Source organism: Pseudomonas sp. EA_35y_Pfl2_R5, from assembly GCF_963970805.1.
In the GTDB taxonomy this organism is placed as follows: Bacteria; Pseudomonadota; Gammaproteobacteria; order Pseudomonadales; family Pseudomonadaceae; genus Aquipseudomonas.
Window position 1 is genome coordinate 599,670 of sequence record NZ_CAXAOW010000002.1, and the last position, 18,038, is coordinate 617,707.

Sequence of the window (18,038 nt, forward strand, 5' to 3'; positions counted from 1 at the left end):
CACACGCCGGCTTTTTTATGCACGCATTAACCCGCGCGGCGGAGCAACCAGACGCCCGCCAGCGCGCAGATACCGGCGGGGATCAACACCGCCAGCAGCGGCGAGAAGCCAAAGACCAGGCTCGACGGGCCGAGCAGGTCCTGGCTGATCTTGAACACAAAGCCCACCAACACCCCGGTAAACACCCGCTGCCCGAGGGTCACGGAGCGCAGCGGGCCGAAGATAAAGGAGATCGCCATCAGCACCAGCGCCGCCGTTACCAACGGCTGCAGCACCTTGGTCCAGAACGACAACCAGTACTGGCTGTTATTCAAACCCTGCTCGGCCAGGTAATGGATGTAATTCCACAGACCGGTCATCGACAGCGCGTCCGGCGCCAACACCACGGTGCCAAGCAGCTGCGGCGTCAATTCAACATCCCAACGCTCGCTGCCCTGCTCAATAACCTCACTGTTGCGCTCACGAAAATGCGTGGTCGCGACATCTTCCAACTGCCAGTGATCACCCTGGTACTGGGCACGACGGGCGAAACTGGATGACTGCATGCGTTGCTGTTCATCGAAACGATAGCGGGTAACCCCGAGCAGCACGCCATTGGGCTGCACGGCATTGATATGCACATACTCCTGGCCCTGACGATGCCACAGACCGCGCTTGGCGCTCTGCGCTTCACCACCGCCCTGCGACATGGCACGACTGGCCTGGGCCTGATTCTCGCTATAAGGCGCGAGGTATTCACCGATCAGCACGCCGACCAGCATCAGCACCAGCATCGGTTTCATCACTGCCCAGACAATCCGGCCAATTGAAACCCCGGCCGCGCGCATGATGGTCAGTTCACTGTTACTGGCCAACGAGCCCAACCCGATCAGACAACCAATCAGCGCCGCCATCGGCAGCATTTCATAGATGCGCCGCGGCGCCGTCAGCAACACATAGCCAAGGGCATCGAGCAAGCTGTAGCTGCCCTCGACATCGCCCAGTTCGTCGATAAAGGCAAACAGCAACGCCAGGCCGACAATGATGCCCAGTACAGCCAGGATGGCGACAAATACCTGTGCACCGATATAACGATCCAACTTAACCACGGGCCACCTCCACACGACGGGCCGCCCAGCGCAAGCGCAACGACTCCCAATACAGCAACAGCAGCCCGATCAATACGAACAGCCCATGCACCCACCACAAGCCCAGTGCTGCGGGGATTTTCTCTTTATCCAAGGCACCCCGCGCGCCAATCAACAGCGCCAGATAAGCCATGTACAGCAGGATGGCCGGCAACAGTTTGAGGAAGCGCCCCTGGCGTGGATTGACTCGTGACAAAGGCACCGCCAACAGCGTGATCACAAAAACCAGTACTGGGATCGACAAGCGCCACTGCAACTCAGATTGCAAACGCGGCTTGTCGCTGCCAATCAGCTCACGCGTCGGCATCGCCTCGCGGTCGGATATCTCTACGGCCACTTCCGGCTTGGGCAACAGCACACCGTAGGTGTCGTATTTGATAGCACGGTAATCGGCCTGACCCGGATTGCCGTCGTAGCGGTAGCCATTTTCCAGAATCAGATAGCGGCTACCGTCTTCCTGGATCTCCTGGCGACCGGATTCGGCCACCAACACAGAGATACCACGCTCTTTGTCGCCCTCACGGGACAGCTGCTTCTCGGAGATAAACACTCCTGCCAGCGCGCCGCGATCTTCGGACAACTCCTCGGTGTAGGTCACGCGCGAGCCGTTCTTCATAGACTGAAAACGCCCAGGCACCAAGGTATCCAGCTCGGTCATGGCGCTTTGCTGATTCAGAATTCGCGCTACATGTTCGACACCTTGCGGGGCCAACCCCAGGCTCAGCCAACCGGTGAGCAGCGCCATCAGCGCCGCAGGGGCCAGGCTGTATGCGAACAGGCGTTGCTGACTCATACCAGTGGCCGAGAGCACAGTCATTTCACTGTCGAGGTACATCCGCCCATAGGCCAGGAGAATGCCGAGAAACAGCCCCAACGGCAGAATCAGCTGCAGAAAGCCGGGAATCCGGTACGCCATGATCAGCAGCAGCACCCCAGGGTCGAGCAGGCCCTGCGCGGCCTGGGCCAGATAGCGAATAAAGCGACCACTCATAATTATGACCAACAGCACCGCACTTACGGCACTCAGGGTCAACAGCACTTCACGGGACAGATAACGGAAGACGATCAAACCAGACACTCCAGGGTTGTCAGGCTCAGGCGGCTAAGATCAAACTAACCGCACTGCTTGCCGGCTCGCCCAACTGGCGAACCATCGAAAAATAGCCGGCATTATCCTGCAATACCGCCGCCTTGTCTTGGGGACACCACGTAATGGAATTTATTGTTAAAAGCGCACGCCCAGAAACACTAAAAACCGCCACCCTGGTTATTCCTGTTGCTGAGGGCAAAAAACTCGGCGAAACCGCCAAGGCCCTCGACACCGCCAGCGCTGGCGCAATCAGCGCCCTGCTCAAGCGCGGCGACCTGGCTGGCAAGGTCGGCCAGACCCTGTTGGTACACCATCTGCCGAACCTGAAAGCCGAGCGCGTACTGCTGGTCGGCGCCGGCAAGGACAGCGAACTGTCTGACCGCCAACTTCGCAAATTGGTCACCAGCGTTTACAACAGCCTGAAAACCCTCGGCGGCAGCGACGCTGTGCTGGCCCTCGACGAGCTGCAGGTCAAAGGTCGCGACAGCTATGGCAAAGCCCGCCTGATGGTGGAAACCCTGGCCGACGCCGGTTACTGCTTCGACCGTTTCAAGAGCCAGAAGGCCGAAGCCGGCGCACTGAAGAAGCTCACCTTGCTCACGGAAAAAGCCAACTTGGCTGACGCCGAGCGCGCCTGCACCCACGCCCAGGCGATTGCCGCCGGCATGGCCTTTACCAAAGACCTCGGTAACCTGCCGCCGAATCTCTGCCATCCAAGCTATCTCGCCGAAGAAGCCAAATCCCTGGCCAAGGCCTACAAAAACCTCAAAGTCGAAATTCTCGACGAGAAGAAACTCAAGGAATTGGGAGCCGGCGCCTTCCTCGCTGTGGCCCAGGGCAGCGACCAGCCGCCGCGGATGATCGTACTCAATTACCAGGGCGGCAAGAAAACCGAGAAGCCCTACGCCTTGGTCGGCAAAGGGATCACCTTCGACACCGGCGGCATCAGCATCAAGCCGGCGGCCGGCATGGATGAAATGAAGTACGACATGTGCGGCGCCGCCAGCGTATTCGGCACCCTCAAGGCCGTGCTTGAGCTGCAACTGCCGATCAACCTGGTGTGCCTGCTGGCCTGTGCCGAGAACATGCCGAGCGGTGGAGCAACCCGCCCAGGCGACATCGTCACCACGATGAGCGGGCAGACCGTGGAAATCCTCAATACTGACGCTGAAGGCCGTCTGGTGCTGTGCGACACCCTGACTTATGCCGAGCGCTTCAAGCCGCAAGCGGTGATCGACATCGCCACCCTCACCGGCGCCTGCATCGTTGCCCTGGGCAGCAATGTGTCCGGATTGATGGGCAACAACGACGAACTGGTGCAGCAAATCCTCGGTGCCGGACTGACCGCCGATGACCGCGCCTGGCAGTTGCCGCTGTATGACGAATACCAGGAACAGCTCGATAGTCCATTTGCCGACATCGCCAATATCGGCGGGCCGAAAGCCGGCACCATCACTGCGGGTTGTTTCTTGTCACGCTTCGCTAAGGCATACAACTGGGCGCACCTGGATATCGCCGGCACCGCCTGGGTGAGCGGCGGCAAGGACAAAGGCGCGACCGGTCGTCCGGTGCCGATGCTGACGCAGTACTTGCTGGATCGCAGCAACGCCTAAGAACCTGCATCGGATCTGCTGCGCGTCGGCGGCAAGGTCCGAGACAGGTTGTACGCCCCAGGCGCATTGTAGGAGCGGTGTTGACCGCGATTGACTGGTAAGCTGCGCGCCTATCAGCACACCGCTCCTGCAATTAACACCAAACTGTGCAGCCATGCCCCGAATAGAATTCTACGTACTCTCCACCGCCGTGCCGGCCGAGCGCCTGCGCGCAGCCTGCCAGTTGGCGATGAAAGCCTGGCGCGCCGGCCTGCCGGTGTTTCTGCGCGGCAGCGATGCCCAGCAATGCACCGAAGTGGATGAACTGTTGTGGCGTTTCAAGGCCGAAAGCTTTGTGCCGCACAGCCTCTACCAAGAAGACGCGAAAGCACCGGTGGTGATTGGGTTGGACGAAGAACCCCGCAGCGCTCAGGGCGTATTGATCAACCTTGGCAGCACCCTTTCACCGCAGGTTGAGCGCTTCAGCCGGGTGATTGAAATCGTCAACCAGGAACCCGACCTGCTGACCGCCTGCCGGGAGAATTTCCGTAGCTACCGCCAGCGCGGGTATGATCCCAAACGAGTCGAACTCTAGTTGCACAGTATGGATACCCCAAAGCCTCCGCAAAAACCCGCACAACTGCTGAACGACCTGGAGTCGATCCGCCGACTGCTGGGCGATGAAAACCTTGAGCCACCGCTGCTGATCGACTCGCTCGATCCGGACAGCATCCCCCTGCTCTCGGAAATCGTCACGCCACCGCCCACTGCCGCCGCGCCACCGCCCCCAGCCAAGCCGCCGATTGCGCAGACCCTGCATGAAACAGTTAGCCAGAGTGTCGGCCGCGACAGCGAGGTAAATCGCCTGGACAGCGAATTACGCGCCGCTGCCCAGCTGATCCTGCAGGATGTGATCGATGATTTCGTGCCGCAGATAGAGGCCGAGTTGAAACGCCGCCTGGAAGCCCGCCTGCCCCGCTTACTGCCGCCGCGCCGCCCCTAGCAGTCGGCGTATAACCGCCCACCAGTCAGTCGCACCACGCGCGCCCTTACGCCACATAGGCCATCCCCGCTATACTTGCCGGCTTTTCCGTCTAGCCGTCATAAGGGTCCCGCCGCGCATGGACAAGACCTACCAGCCGCACGCCATTGAAACCGCCCTGTACCAGAACTGGGAGGCGAATAACTACTTCGCTCCGCAAGGTTCCGGTGAGCCTTACACCATCATGATCCCGCCGCCGAACGTCACTGGCAGCCTGCACATGGGACACGGTTTCAACAACTCGATCATGGACTGCCTGATACGTTTGCGCCGCATGCAAGGCCGCAACACCCTGTGGCAGCCGGGCACCGACCATGCCGGTATCGCCACCCAGATGGTGGTAGAGCGCCAGCTTGCTGCTGAAGGTGTCGGCCGTCACGATCTGGGCCGCGAGAAATTCCTGGAGAAAGTCTGGGAGTGGAAGGAACAGTCCGGCGGCACTATCACCCGGCAGATACGTCGCCTGGGCAGCTCGGTGGACTGGTCGCGCGAGCGCTTCACCATGGATGACGGTCTGTCCGAGTCGGTTAAAGAAGCATTTGTCCGTCTGCATAAAGACGGCCTGATCTACCGCGGCAAGCGCCTGGTCAACTGGGACACCAAGTTCCACACCGCCATCTCCGACCTCGAAGTGGAAAACCACGACGAGAAAGGCAGCCTGTGGAACCTGCGCTACCCGCTGGCTGACGGCAACAAGACCGCTGACGGCAAGGATTACCTGATCGTTGCCACCACTCGCCCGGAAACCATGCTCGGCGACAGCGCCGTGGCCGTGCACCCGGAAGACGATCGCTATAAAGCCCTGATCGGCACCTTCGTCGAGCTGCCGCTGGTTGGTCGCCGTATCCCGATCATCGCCGACGATTACTGCGACCCCGAGTTCGGCACCGGCTGCGTGAAAATAACCCCAGCCCACGACTTCAACGACTATGAAGTCGGCAAGCGCCACAACCTGCCGCTGCTGAATATCTTCGACAAGAACGCCGCCGTGCTCGCACAGGTCCAGGCGTTCAATGTCGATGGCAGCGTCAACAGCGAGATCGACTGCAGCCTGCCGGCCGAATACGCCGGCCTAGATCGTTTCGAGGCGCGCAAACAGATCGTTGCCGCCTTCGAGGCCGCCGGCCTGCTGGAAAGCATCGACGCCCACGCCCTGAAAGTGCCGAAAGGCGACCGCTCCGGCACCATCATCGAGCCCTGGCTGACTGACCAGTGGTACGTCTCCACCAAGCCGCTGGCCGAGAAGGCTATCGCCGTGGTCGAGAGCGGTGAAATCCAGTTTGTGCCCAAGCAGTACGAAAACATGTACTTCAGTTGGATGCGTGACATTCAGGACTGGTGCATCAGCCGTCAGCTCTGGTGGGGCCACCGTATCCCGGCCTGGTACGACGATGCCGGTAACGTCTATGTCGGCCGCGACGAAGCGGAGGTGCGCGCCACGCATAACCTCGGCGACGCCAACCTGCGTCAGGATGAGGACGTGCTGGACACCTGGTTCAGCTCCGGCCTGTGGACCTTCTCCACCCTCGGCTGGCCGCAGCAGACCGCCGAACTCAAGACCTTCCACCCCACCGATGTGCTGGTCACCGGCTTCGATATCATCTTCTTCTGGGTCGCGCGGATGATCATGCTGTCCACCCACCTGACCGGGCAGATTCCGTTCAAGACCGTGTACGTGCACGGCCTGGTGCGCGATGGCCAGGGCCAGAAGATGTCCAAGTCCAAGGGCAACGTACTCGACCCGCTGGACATCGTCGACGGCATCGAGCTGGACGCTCTGCTGGAGAAACGCACCAGCGGCATGATGCAGCCCAAGCTGGCCGAGAAGATCGCCAAGCAGACCCGCGCCGAGTTCCCCGAGGGCATCGCCGCCTACGGCACCGACGCCCTGCGCTTTACCAACCTGGCGCTGGCCTCCACCGGCCGCGATATCAAGTTCGACATGGGTCGCGTCGAGGGTTACCGCAACTTCTGCAACAAGATCTGGAACGCCGCCAACTTCGTGTTGGAAAACACCGACGGCCAGGACACCGGCGTCAACGGTGAGCCAGTCGAGCTGTCCTCGGTGGACCGCTGGATCATCTCCGCCCTGCAGCGCACCGAAGCCGAAGTGACCCGCCAACTCGACGCCTTCCGCTTCGACCTGGCCGCGCAGGCTCTGTACGAATTTATCTGGGACGAGTACTGCGCCTGGTACCTTGAGCTAGTCAAGCCGGTGCTGTGGGACGAAAACGCTCCGATCGAGCGTCAGCGCGGCACCCGCCGCACGCTGATCCGCGTGCTGGAAGTGGCGCTGCGTCTGGCCCATCCGTTTATGCCGTTTATCACCGAAGAAATCTGGCAGCGCATCAAGGTGCAGGCTGGCGTCGCTCAAGGTGAAAAGCAGGGCGACACCATCATGCTGCAGGCCTGGCCGGTGGCCAATGAAAGCCGCATCGATGCGAGCGCCGAAGGCGATATCGAGTGGGTCAAACAGCTGATGCTCGGCCTGCGCCAGATCCGCGGCGAAATGAAAATCTCCATGGCCAAACGCATCGACATCATCCTGGCCAACGCCAGTGAAGAAGACCGCCGCCGCCTGGCTGACAACGCGCCGCTGCTGAACAAGCTGGCCAAGCTGGAGTCGGTGCGCGTGCTGGAGGCGGGCGAAGAAGGGCCGATGTCCGCCACCGCTCTGGTTGGCGACATGCAGGTGCTGGTGCCGATGGCCGGGCTGATCGACAAGGACGCCGAACTGGCGCGCCTGGATAAAGAGATCGCTCGCCTCTCCGGCGAAGTGCAGCGCGTCGGCGGCAAGCTGAGCAATGAAGGCTTCGTCGCCAAGGCGCCTGCCGAAGTGCTCGATAAAGAGCGCGCCAAGCTGGCCGAGGCCGAACAAGCCCTGAGCAAGATGGTTGAGCAGCGCGGCAAGATCGCCGCACTCTGATCACCCCGCAACACCCGCAGCCCGCGCCCTTACCAGCGCGGGTTTCGTTTTTTCTGGGCTGGACGTTCCCGCCACAGGTTCATTGATCGACCGGTACACCCATGACTGATGCACGCTCCCCTTCCCTATTCGATGCCCTACTGCCGATTGGCGTGCTGGTGCTGCTGTTGGGCCTTTCCGTTTACCTGTACGGCGACAGCTCCTCCAGCGGGCCGAATCAGATCGCGCTGATGAGTACGGCCCTTATCGCGGGTCTCATAGGGCTGAAGAACGGCCTGAAATGGGCAGACATCGAAGAAGGCATCCTCGCCGGCATCCATATGGCGATGAAGGCCAACCTGATTCTGCTGGCGGTCGGGGCGCTGATCGGCACCTGGATTCTCGCTGGCACCGTGCCGACCATGATCTGGCTCGGCCTCAAGCTGATTTCCGCAGAATACTTCTACGTCACCAGCTGCCTGATTTGCGCCCTCACCGCGCTGTCCATCGGCAGCTCCTGGACCGTAGCCGGCACCCTGGGCATCGGTCTGATGGGCGTTGCCGCTGGCCTGGGGCTGGACCCGGCAATCACCGCTGGAGCGATCATTTCCGGTGCTTATTTCGGCGACAAGCTCTCGCCGCTGTCGGACACCACCAACCTGGCGCCCGCCGCAGCCGGAGCCGATCTGTTCGCGCATATCCGCCTGATGTTGCGCACCACAACACCGGCCTTGCTGATCGCCCTGGTGATTTTCTTTGTACTCGGCCAGCAAGCCAGTAGCAGTCATGACACCGCGCGTATCGCCGAAGTGCTGACAGCCCTGGAAGCCCAATTCAGCCTGGGCTGGCACCTGCTGCTGCCGGTGGCCCTGCTGCTGTTTCTCGCGGTGCGCCAGTGGGCGGCTTTCCCGGCGGTTTTTGTCGCCGCGCTGCTCGGTGGCGTCTTCGCCGTGGTCTTTCAGCCTGAAGTGATGGCGCGCCTGGCCGACCCGGCTGCCGGCAACCTGGCGCCGCTGAAAACCGTGTGGAGCGCGTTGTTCGCCGGTTATGAATCCAGCAGCGGCAACCCGGCGCTGGACGGGCTGCTGTCCAAGGGCGGCATGGCCAGCATGCTCACCACCGTATGGCTGATCATCTGCGCCATGTGCTTTGGCGGCGTACTGGAAAAGCTCGGCCTGCTGCAGCGTCTGCTGCAAAGCACCCTGCACCTGGCCAAAAGCACCAGCAGCCTGATCGCCAGCACCATTGCCACCAGCATCGGCACCAATATCATCACCGCCGACCAGTACATCGCCCTGGTACTGCCGGGCCGCATGTACCGCGCCGAATATGAAAAGCGTGGACTGGCCCCGGTCAACCTGTCGCGCGCCCTGGAAGACGGCGGCACCCTGACCTCGGTGCTGGTGCCGTGGAACACCTGCGGCGCCTATATGGCCGCAACCCTCGGCGTGGCCACCCTGAGTTACCTGCCGTACTGCTTCTTCAATCTGCTAATGCCGTTGTTGGCAATCTGCCTGGCATTTATCTCCCCGCCGCAGCCCGCCACGCCTGCGCACGCCGAACGCGACGACCTGTCGCAGGCCTGAGCAAACGCCCGCCCGTAACTGCGCAGCACCGCGCAGTTCGGGCGCGCCAGAGCTAACCACACGCCCCAAAATAACCGGCGGACAAGCACATAGCCCGTGTCTGGTGATAAATCCGCTGCCAATTTCCACACAAATCAGGCATCTTCGTCGGCGCATCTAGATGCCTCTGGCACCTCCAACTCAATAAAAAAGCCCTGAATCTGGAATTCTGACCATGTACGCGTTGATGGCACTGACCTTCGTCTTCGGCTACCTGTGTATCGCCCTCGAACACCCGCTGAAAATTGATAAAGCCGCGTCGGCAATCCTGACTGCGGTCATCTGCTGGACCCTACTGGTACTGGGCGCAGACAGCATTCTGCCGCTGATCGGCGCCGCCACTGCCGGCGCTAGCGGCAATGACCATCACGTCACCGAAGAGCTACGCCATCACCTTGGCGAAATCTCCGAGATCCTGTTCTTCCTGATGGGCGCCATGACCATCGTCGAGCTGATCGACGCCCATGAAGGTTTCAAGGTCATCACCGACCGTATCCGCACCAACAAGCGCGTGCACCTGCTCTGGCTGGTGGGTGTAATCACCTTCTTCCTCTCTGCCGCGCTGGATAACCTGGCCACCACCATCGTGATGATCTCGCTGCTGCGCAAGCTGATCGACGATCAGAAAGAGCGCTGGTTCTATGCCGGTATCGTGGTGATTGCCGCCAACGCCGGCGGCGCCTGGTCGCCGATTGGCGACGTGACCACCACCATGCTGTGGATCGGCAATCAGGTCACCGCCAGCGGTATCGTGGTCAAGCTGATCATCCCCAGCCTGATCTGCCTGCTGGTGCCGCTGACCATCATGAGCTTCGTGCTAAAAGGCGACATCACCCCGCCCAAACTCAAGGAAAGCCGCGAAAGCCGTCGCGACCCGACCACGCCTTTCGAGCGCAATCTGGTATTTGTTATGGGCCTGGGCGCGTTGATCTTCGTGCCGGTATTCAAGACCATCACCCATCTGCCACCGTATATGGGCATCCTGTTCGGTCTCGGCGTGCTCTGGGTGACCACCGAAATCATCCACCGCAGCAAGAACAGCGAAGACAAGGACCCACTATCAGTGGTCGGCGTATTGCGCCGCATCGACGTCACCAGCGTGCTGTTCTTCCTCGGCATCCTGCTGGCAGTGTCCAGCCTGTCCACCGCCGGGCACCTGATCGACGTGGCCACCTACCTGAAAGACAGCCTGGGCAACATCTACACCATCGCCATGTCCATCGGCCTGCTCTCCGCCATTGTGGATAACGTACCAATGGTCGCTGGCGCGATGAAAATGTATCCGCTGGTCAGCCCTGAAGCCCTAGCGACAGCCACGGCTGCAGAGTTGCCATGGCTGAGCAACTTTGTGGTCAATGGCAACTTCTGGGAAATGCTCGCCTACTGCGCCGGCACCGGCGGTAGCTGCCTGATCATTGGCTCGGCCGCTGGTGTGGCCGCCATGGGCATGGAGAAGATCAACTTTATCTGGTACGTGAAGTACATCAGCGGCCTGGCCTTTGCCGGCTATATTGCCGGGGCCCTGAGCTATATCGCGCTCTTCGCCATGTAAGCCACGTAATGAGGCGGTGGATAAGCCGCCTCTTGCAGGAGCCCTTATGGACATCAGTAAAACCCGTACCAGCTTCTACCGCCGCCTGTATGTGGCCTGGCTGATAGACAGCGGCACCGCCACCAGCGTCCCGGCGCTGATGGCCGCCACCGGTATGCCACGGCGCACCGCACAGGACACCCTCGCCGCCCTGGCCGAGCTGGATATTAATTGCGCCTTTACCCAGCAAAGCGGTGAACGCAATAACGCCGGGCACTATGAGATTGGTGACTGGGGCGCGATCAATCCGCAGTGGATCGCCGCCAATCTGGCGCAGATAAAGGCTGTACTCGGCTACCCCTGAAACCACGAGGCCGCCATGCGCAGCTCATCCCGCCTGCTTTTGGTCATCGTGTTTTTGCTGGGTCTGTACGTGCTGTTCGAAGTTCTGGGCATCCGTGCACAGTTCAACCTCGACGCCTTGCAGGCAATGATCCTGATGCATCCCGTCGCAGGCTTGCTGCTGTTTATCCTGCTGTTCGCCCTCGGCAACCTGATCCAGATTCCCGGCTGGGTGTTTCTCGCCGCCGCCGTGCTTGCCTTGGGCCGGTTTTATGGTGGCATCGCCACGTACGTGGCCGCCTGCGTGTCCTGCATCGTCACCTTCGTGACCATCCGCTACCTGGGTGGCAACGCCCTGCGCGAGCTGAACAATCGCCTGGCGCAGCGCCTGCTCAGCGGCCTGGATCGTCATCCCTTGGTCAGCATTGTCGCCCTGCGCATGTTGTTTCAGACCGTGCCTGCACTGAACTACGCTCTGGCTCTGTCCGGCGTGCGCTTTCGCACCTACCTGCTCGGCACTCTACTGGGGCTGCCGCTACCGATCGCGCTTTACTGCCTGTTCTTCGATTATCTGGCGATGTGGCTGAATATTGTTTAGCGACAAGCAAGCCGCGCCCAGCTGTGGGAAAATCCCGCGCCCCAAGCCTTAGATCCGCCCGCCATGTCCCTGCCACCGAAACGTCCCAGCCGTAAACCCGCCGCGCCGCGCCCTGCGCCCAGCAAGCCTGCTGCGGCCAAGCCCGATGCCAGCAAAGGTCAGTTGCATCCGCGCAACAAGCACCAGGGCCGTTATGACTTTCCCGCGCTGATCAAGGCCAGCCCCGAGCTGGCGGCCTTTGTGATCATCAATCCGTATGGCAATGAGAGCGTCGATTTCGCCAACCCGGCAGCGGTCAAGGTGTTCAATCGGGCGCTGCTCAAGCAGTTCTACGACATCGCGCATTGGGACATTCCGGCAGACTACCTGTGCCCGCCGATTCCAGGCCGCGCCGACTACCTGCATTACCTGGCCGACCTGTTGGCCGCCAGCAATGGCGGCGAGGTCCCGCGCGGAACCAAGGTGCGCGCGCTGGATATTGGCGTGGGGGCCAACTGCATCTACCCGCTGCTGGGTAACCGCGAATACGCCTGGCAGTTTCTCGGCTCGGACATTGCCGCCAGTGCCATCGCCTCGGCCAAGGCCATCGTGCAGGCCAATCCAGGTTTGAGCGAGGCCATTGAACTGCGCCAGCAGCGCGACAGCACGCATATCTTCCAAGGCCTGCTGCACAGCGCAGAGCGCTTCGATCTGACCCTGTGCAACCCGCCCTTCCACGCCAGCGCGGATGAGGCCAGCAGTGGCAGCAAGCGCAAATGGCGCAACCTCGGCAAGCTCGACCCCAAACGCAAGCTACCAGTGCTGAACTTTGGTGGTCAGGCGGCGGAATTGTGGTGCACGGGCGGTGAAGCGGCCTTCGTCGCCCGCCTGGTCGCGGAAAGCGCCGAGGTCGGCCAGCAGGTGCTGTGGTTTAGCAGCCTGATCTCCAAGGCCGGCAACCTGCCGGGCGTTTACAGCGCGCTGAAGAAAGCCGGCGCGCTACAGGTGCAAACCGTGGAAATGGCCCAGGGGCAGAAACAGAGCCGCTTTGTCGCCTGGACCTTTCAGACGCCGGAACAACAACAAAGCTGGCGAAAAGCCCGCTGGTCGTAGGATGGGTCGGGCCGCGTAGGTTGAGCACAGCGATACCCATGCTGCCCAAGACGCCCCGTGATGGGTTACGCCGCAGCAATATAGGCGCACGACTCAGGCTGTGTGCAGCGGCGAACCCATCCTACCCGTGCCCTGACACTACCAGGGCAACCAACCGCCCAACACCAGCCACAACCCAGCCAGGCCCATGCTGATCAGAGTCACCGGTACGCCGCTGCGGGCAAAGTCGACAAAGCTCAGCGGCACACCCTGACGTCGGGCGCTTTCGGCGACAATCAGGTTGACTACGCTGCCGATCAGCAGCAGGTTGCCGGCCAGCGTCGACATGATCGCCAGGCCCACCAGCAGGGCTTCACTGGGATCGGGCAATACGCCCAGCAACAACATCACATACGGCACATTGCCGATCAGGTTGCTGGCTAGCAGCGACAGGCTCGCCAGCGTGCTCACCCCATGCGGCAGCAAGCCTAGCTCAGCCAGATTAGCGGCCACACTGGCGACCTGCGGCAGCCCCATCGCCGCGCCGGTCACAACGAACAGGCCCGCAAACAGCAGCAACAGGTTCCAGTCGACCTTGTGCACATAGTCGCGGCTATCCACCCGCCGCGAAATCATCACCAGCGCGGCAATCAGCAACGCGGAAATCTCTCGCGGCATACAGGTGGAAAACAGCCCAAGCAGCACCAGACTGGCCAGCAGCGGTTTCAGGTAACTGTACGGGCCGTAGATGCGCTCGACCGGCGTTTCCGCCTGCGCCAGCGGCTTGGCCGTGCCCCAGCGTTTGCGCCATTGCAGCCAGATCACCGCGTAGGTGATGGCCAATGCGGCCAGTGCGGGCGGGCCGGCGATCCAGGTATAGGACCAGAAGTCCAGGCCACCGGCCTGGCCGATCAGAATGTTCTGCGGGTTGCCGATCAGGCTGGCGCTGGAGCCGGCATTGCATGACAGCGCCAGGGCCAGAAGAAACGGCCGCGGGTCGAGACCACGGGCCAGCAGGCTATGGCACAGCAGCGGGGTGAGGGCGAAGGCGACAATGTCGTTGACCAGTAGCGCCGACAGCACACCGCCCAGCACGACCACACCCAACAGCAGCAGCGCCGGCTGCTCGGCATAATGGCTGAGTTGCTGGTTAAGCCAGTCATACACGCCAGAGAAGTCGAACTGTGCGCTGATCAGCATCAACGCCAAAAGCAGCAATAGCGCGCCGGCATCCAAATGACTGGCCGCCTCACTGGGTGACTGCGCGCCGCTGACCAGCAGCAATACCGCCGCGCAGCAGGCGATCCAGCTACGATCAACGCGCAGGCCACGAATACCCCCTGCGGCCATGCCCAGGTAGGTCAATACGAATAGAGTTGAAACGACCCAGAAGGTCATGCTGCGGCCATCCCTTGTCACCCGCGCGATTGCGCTGCAGCACTCTAAAGCGCCTAAGGCTGGCGGGGAACTGGCAGTAAAGAAAATGCCGCGCAGCATCGCTCAATCCGCAACGCCGGCAGATAAGAAGTGCACACATTACCGAGGTCACAACACAGCAACTATTCTTAGACGAAGACCTGCGAATAACTAAACCCGCAATAACGCTTAACCTGTGATGGCGTATAAATGAAAGATCATGGCGTTCTATCTGCACCGATGCAGTCAGTAATACTGTGGCCATAAGCACGCGCATGGCACTACAGTCGGTTGTCATTAAGGGGCTTCAATGAAGTGGAAAAACCTGCTCTTCGCCTTCAGTTTGCTGCTGGCTCTGCCCGCACAAGCCAGCGAACAGCCGGAACTGAAAATCAGCGTTGGCGACTGGCCGCCCTATCTGTCCAGCGACCTGCAGCACAACGGAGTAATCGCTCACCTGATCAGTGACCTGCTGGCCGATGAGGGTTATCGCGTCACGTTCCAGTTTCTACCCTGGCCACGGGCCTATGCTGCTGCGGCTGCCGGCCGCTTTGACGGCACCGCGGTGTGGATGCACAAGGCCGAGCGCGAGGCGGATTTTCTGTTCAGTGCACCGCTGCTCGACGAACAGTTTGTGTTCTTTCACCTGAAAAGCCTGCCCTTCGACTGGAGGCGCTTCGACGACCTCACCGGCATGACCCTCGGCGGCGGCCTGGAATACAGCTATGGCGCGCCGTTCGATGCCTTTCTCGCCGAAGGCAAGGTAAAGATTGAGCGCGTTTCCAGTGATCAGCAGAACTTCGAAAAGCTCCTCAAAGAGCGTGTGGTGCTCTACCCGCAGGAGATGAACGTGGGTTACGCCGCCCTGCGCAGCCACTTCAGTGCGGAAAATCAGGCCAAGATCACCCATCATCCCAAACCGCTGCTGGTCAACCTCAGCTATCTGATGTTGCCGAAAAGCCTGGAAGGCAGCCCGGCGCTGCTCGAACGCTTTAATAAACGCTTGCAGCACTACCGCGACAGCGGCCGTTATCAGCGTTATTTCGATGATCTACAGCAAGGCAAGTACCAGCAGGAGCCGTCAGCATCAACGACAAGCGAGTAAGGACCGGTCTTTTTATGCACAACTGACTAGAGTGTTTTAGAGGATCACATGCATACCCAAAATAAGAAGAAATGGATGCGCAGGCCTTGCAGTGGCCTGAAAACATGGCAAGGAGCCTAGCGATGACCTTTCGACAGCTGCTGCACGGCTTGGTAACCAGCTGTTTGCTGCTACCGGGTTTGTCCGAAGCCGTGGAACCCGGCCTGAGCGTGGATGAAGTGCGTGTCGGCATGGTCAATGCGCAAAGCGGCCCGGCTTCCGCTCTGGGTTTAGGTATGCTCAACGGCGCCCAGGCCTACTTCCAGCGCATCAATGCCGAAGGCGGGGTGCACGGCCGGCGTATCCGCCTGCTCAGCCTGGACGATGGCTACGAGCCCAGCCGAACCGCCGCGCATACCCGCAGCCTGCTAAAAACCCAGCAGGTGTTTGCCCTGTTCGGCTTTGTCGGCACGCCCACCTCCCGCGCCGCTTTGCCGCTCGCGAAGCGGGCACAGGTGCCCTACCTGTTCCCCTTTACCGGCGCCGAGTTTTTGCGCACGCCGGTAAAACCTGGGGTGTTCAACATTCGCGCCTCCTATATCGAGGAAACCGAGCAACTGGTCGAACGCGTGACCGAGGATCTCAAGCTGAGCAAGATTGCCATCCTGATGCAGGACGACTCTTTCGGTGAGTCGGTCAAGGGTGGCCTCAAGGGCGCTCTGCTCAAGCGCAACCTGGCGCTGTATGCGCAGGCGCGCATACAGCGCAACTCGCTAAACGTGAAGGAGGCCATTGAGGCACTGCAGCGCACTCAACCAGAAGCGGTGTTCTTTGTCGGCACCTATCGGCAACTGGCGGCCGCAATCAAGCAGGCGAAAGCGCTGGGCTTCAATACGCGTTTTATCAGCGTGTCGTTTATCGGCACTGAGGGTTTTATTCGCGAAGTCGGCAATGACGGCAACGGGGTCTATATCACTCAGGTGGTGCCCTCCCCGCACGACAGCTCGCTGGCTCTCGTGCAGGCCTATCAGGCCGACATGCAGCCCGCAGAATTTGACCATGCCTCGCTGGAGGGTTATATCGGCGCTGCAGTGTTTACTCAAGCGCTGCGCAAGGCCGGCGCGCAGCCGACACGGGAGACGTTTCTTGACGCGCTGGAACACCTCAGAATGGACCTTGGCGGCTTCAAGGTAGCCTTCTCCCGCAGCCAGCATCAGGGCTCTAGCGCGGTATTTCTTACTCGCATTGAGGATGGTCGGGCGGTTCCCGTCGCGACCATGCGCTAGCGCGGCCATGCCATTGCGCCTTAGCGCCCGGCCAGCTGCATCTGCAACAGATCGGCCACCGGCAGCGCCACACCGAGGCGACTGAGATTCCAGTAGTGTCCCTCCAGCGTGCGATTGACCAGCAGGGTGGCCGGTGCCGGTTGCAGGCTGCCCAACGCACCCAGCACATCGGGCAACAGCCGTTGCACCTGTTCATGCAGCGGCGTAGCAGCGAAATCCCAATGCACCCCAGGCTGCAGCAGCGGCCCGAGCAAACCATGCAGCTGGCGGTACAGGCCATAGGGCGTAGTGGATTGCGGCTGGCGCGTGCCGAGCGCCTGAAAGGCCTTTTCCAGCTGCTCGCCATCGCGGGCCTGCAGCGCCTTGTAGGTTTGCACATAGGCCGCCAGCAGTGACTCGGACAATGCCTGCACACAGCCGAAGTCATACACCACCAGCTCACCGGCTGCGGTGTAGGCAAAATTGCCCGGATGCGGATCGGCATGCAGCAGGCCCAACTCGAAGGCCTGGGCACTCAGCCAACGCACCAGGGTCAGGGCCAGGCGCTCACGCACTTCAGCACTGGCCTGACTGACCTCGGCAAACGGCAAGCCGGTCTCCTCGCTGAGCGCCAGTACGCCGGCGCGACACAGGTCTTCCTGCGGCTGTGGCAGACGCAAGCCCGGCCAATCGGCGAAATGCGCGCAAAAGTCCTGCAAGCGGCGCATCTCTGCCGGGTAATCCAGCTCGGCCTCAATCACCATCGCCAGCTCTTGGTACAGACCCTCTAACTGTTCAGCCGGCGCGCGGAACAAGCGCCCCAGCGGCAGCAAGCGGCGCAGCTGACGCAGATCTGCCTGGCAGATTTCGGCAATACCTGGATATTGCACCTTGAGCACCAGCGCTCGGCCATCCGCCGCTATAGCGCGATGCACCTGCCCCAGAGAGGCGGCAGCAAAGGGCTGCTCGTCAATCTGCTGAAAGAACTGCCCGAGGTCCGCGCCATACACCTGCTGCAGGTGTTCGCGCAGCGCGCTGAAGGGCAAGGCTGGCACGCGGTTCTGCAACGAGGCCAACGCCAGTGCCACCGGCTCGGGCAGCACACCCTGCCATTGCGAGGCCATTTGCCCCAGTTTGAGTACCGGGCCTTTCATCTCGCCCAGGACATCCGTGAGCAGATCGCCCACCGGCTGCCAATCAACCCCACTTCGCCCAGGACGCAGGCTCTGCCCCAGCACGCTGCTGCCGATGCGCGTAGCGGTGCCCGCCAAGGTGAGAAAGCGCCCCAGCGCAGAGGCAGACGGTGGAGCGACGGGAGGCTTGGCCATGCGGCAATACTCATCGAGACGA

General features: G+C 61.2%; 15 protein-coding genes. 11 read left to right on the top strand and 4 right to left on the bottom strand.

Annotation, left to right across the window (positions count from 1 at the left end; all coding sequences use genetic code 11):
• Nucleotides 1-26: 26 nt before the first annotated feature.
• Both lptG and lptF read right to left on the bottom strand, forming a co-directional pair.
• A complete protein-coding gene (gene lptG, locus AACX99_RS06725) occupies nucleotides 27-1,088 on the bottom strand; it encodes an LPS export ABC transporter permease LptG (RefSeq protein ID WP_339410441.1) in 1,062 nt (353 codons plus the stop codon).
• Nucleotides 1,081-2,196: an LPS export ABC transporter permease LptF gene (gene lptF / locus AACX99_RS06730; protein ID WP_339410443.1), complete on the bottom strand. Its 1,116-nt coding sequence runs from the start codon at nucleotides 2,194-2,196 to the stop codon at nucleotides 1,081-1,083. The genes lptG and lptF overlap by 8 nt, the downstream gene beginning before the upstream one ends.
• Nucleotides 2,197-2,339: 143 nt before the next feature.
• Here lptF and AACX99_RS06735 point away from each other — a divergent pair, with 143 nt between their 5' ends.
• The 9 genes from AACX99_RS06735 (at nucleotide 2,340) to rlmF (ending at nucleotide 12,944) form a co-directional block, all read left to right on the top strand.
• Nucleotides 2,340-3,830, top strand: a complete 1,491-nt coding sequence (locus AACX99_RS06735; protein WP_339410444.1) for a leucyl aminopeptidase — start codon at nucleotides 2,340-2,342, stop codon at nucleotides 3,828-3,830.
• Between the two features lie 154 nt (nucleotides 3,831-3,984).
• Complete coding sequence (locus AACX99_RS06740; protein WP_339410446.1) at nucleotides 3,985-4,404, top strand: DNA polymerase III subunit chi; 420 nt, start codon at nucleotides 3,985-3,987, stop codon at nucleotides 4,402-4,404.
• Between the two features lie 9 nt (nucleotides 4,405-4,413).
• Nucleotides 4,414-4,812, top strand: coding sequence for a DNA polymerase III subunit chi (locus AACX99_RS06745; RefSeq protein WP_339410448.1), 399 nt, complete (start codon nucleotides 4,414-4,416; stop codon nucleotides 4,810-4,812).
• A 118-nt stretch (nucleotides 4,813-4,930) separates the two neighbouring features.
• Nucleotides 4,931-7,777 (top strand): valine--tRNA ligase, encoded by a 2,847-nt coding sequence (locus AACX99_RS06750; protein ID WP_339410449.1) that lies wholly within the window; start codon nucleotides 4,931-4,933, stop codon nucleotides 7,775-7,777.
• Nucleotides 7,778-7,878: 101 nt separating this feature from the next.
• A complete protein-coding gene (gene nhaC / locus AACX99_RS06755; protein WP_339410450.1) occupies nucleotides 7,879-9,342 on the top strand; it encodes a Na+/H+ antiporter NhaC in 1,464 nt (487 codons plus the stop codon).
• A gap of 214 nt (nucleotides 9,343-9,556) precedes the next feature.
• The gene (nhaD, locus tag AACX99_RS06760; protein ID WP_339410452.1) at nucleotides 9,557-10,933 is read left to right on the top strand and encodes a sodium:proton antiporter NhaD; all 1,377 of its coding nucleotides are present in this window, start codon (nucleotides 9,557-9,559) and stop codon (nucleotides 10,931-10,933) included.
• A 46-nt stretch (nucleotides 10,934-10,979) separates the two neighbouring features.
• Nucleotides 10,980-11,276, top strand: coding sequence for a winged helix-turn-helix domain-containing protein (locus AACX99_RS06765; RefSeq protein ID WP_339410454.1), 297 nt, complete (start codon nucleotides 10,980-10,982; stop codon nucleotides 11,274-11,276).
• A gap of 15 nt (nucleotides 11,277-11,291) precedes the next feature.
• Nucleotides 11,292-11,852, top strand: coding sequence for a VTT domain-containing protein (locus AACX99_RS06770; RefSeq protein WP_339410455.1), 561 nt, complete (start codon nucleotides 11,292-11,294; stop codon nucleotides 11,850-11,852).
• A gap of 63 nt (nucleotides 11,853-11,915) precedes the next feature.
• Nucleotides 11,916-12,944 (top strand): 23S rRNA (adenine(1618)-N(6))-methyltransferase RlmF, encoded by a 1,029-nt coding sequence (rlmF, locus tag AACX99_RS06775; RefSeq protein ID WP_339410456.1) that lies wholly within the window; start codon nucleotides 11,916-11,918, stop codon nucleotides 12,942-12,944.
• A gap of 138 nt (nucleotides 12,945-13,082) precedes the next feature.
• Here rlmF and AACX99_RS06780 read toward each other — a convergent pair whose 3' ends face one another.
• A complete protein-coding gene (locus AACX99_RS06780; protein ID WP_339410458.1) occupies nucleotides 13,083-14,321 on the bottom strand; it encodes an SLC13 family permease in 1,239 nt (412 codons plus the stop codon).
• Between the two features lie 328 nt (nucleotides 14,322-14,649).
• Here AACX99_RS06780 and AACX99_RS06785 point away from each other — a divergent pair, with 328 nt between their 5' ends.
• Entirely contained in the window at nucleotides 14,650-15,444 is a 795-nt protein-coding gene (locus AACX99_RS06785; RefSeq protein ID WP_339410460.1) for a substrate-binding periplasmic protein, read from the top strand.
• Nucleotides 15,445-15,566: 122 nt separating this feature from the next.
• Nucleotides 15,567-16,709 (top strand): ABC transporter substrate-binding protein, encoded by a 1,143-nt coding sequence (locus AACX99_RS06790; RefSeq protein ID WP_339410462.1) that lies wholly within the window; start codon nucleotides 15,567-15,569, stop codon nucleotides 16,707-16,709.
• 20 nt (nucleotides 16,710-16,729) lie between these two features.
• Here the strand turns inward: AACX99_RS06790 and AACX99_RS06795 are convergent, their stop codons facing one another.
• A complete protein-coding gene (locus AACX99_RS06795; RefSeq protein WP_339410464.1) occupies nucleotides 16,730-18,016 on the bottom strand; it encodes an ABC1 kinase family protein in 1,287 nt (428 codons plus the stop codon).
• Between the last annotated feature and the right edge of the window lie 22 nt (nucleotides 18,017-18,038).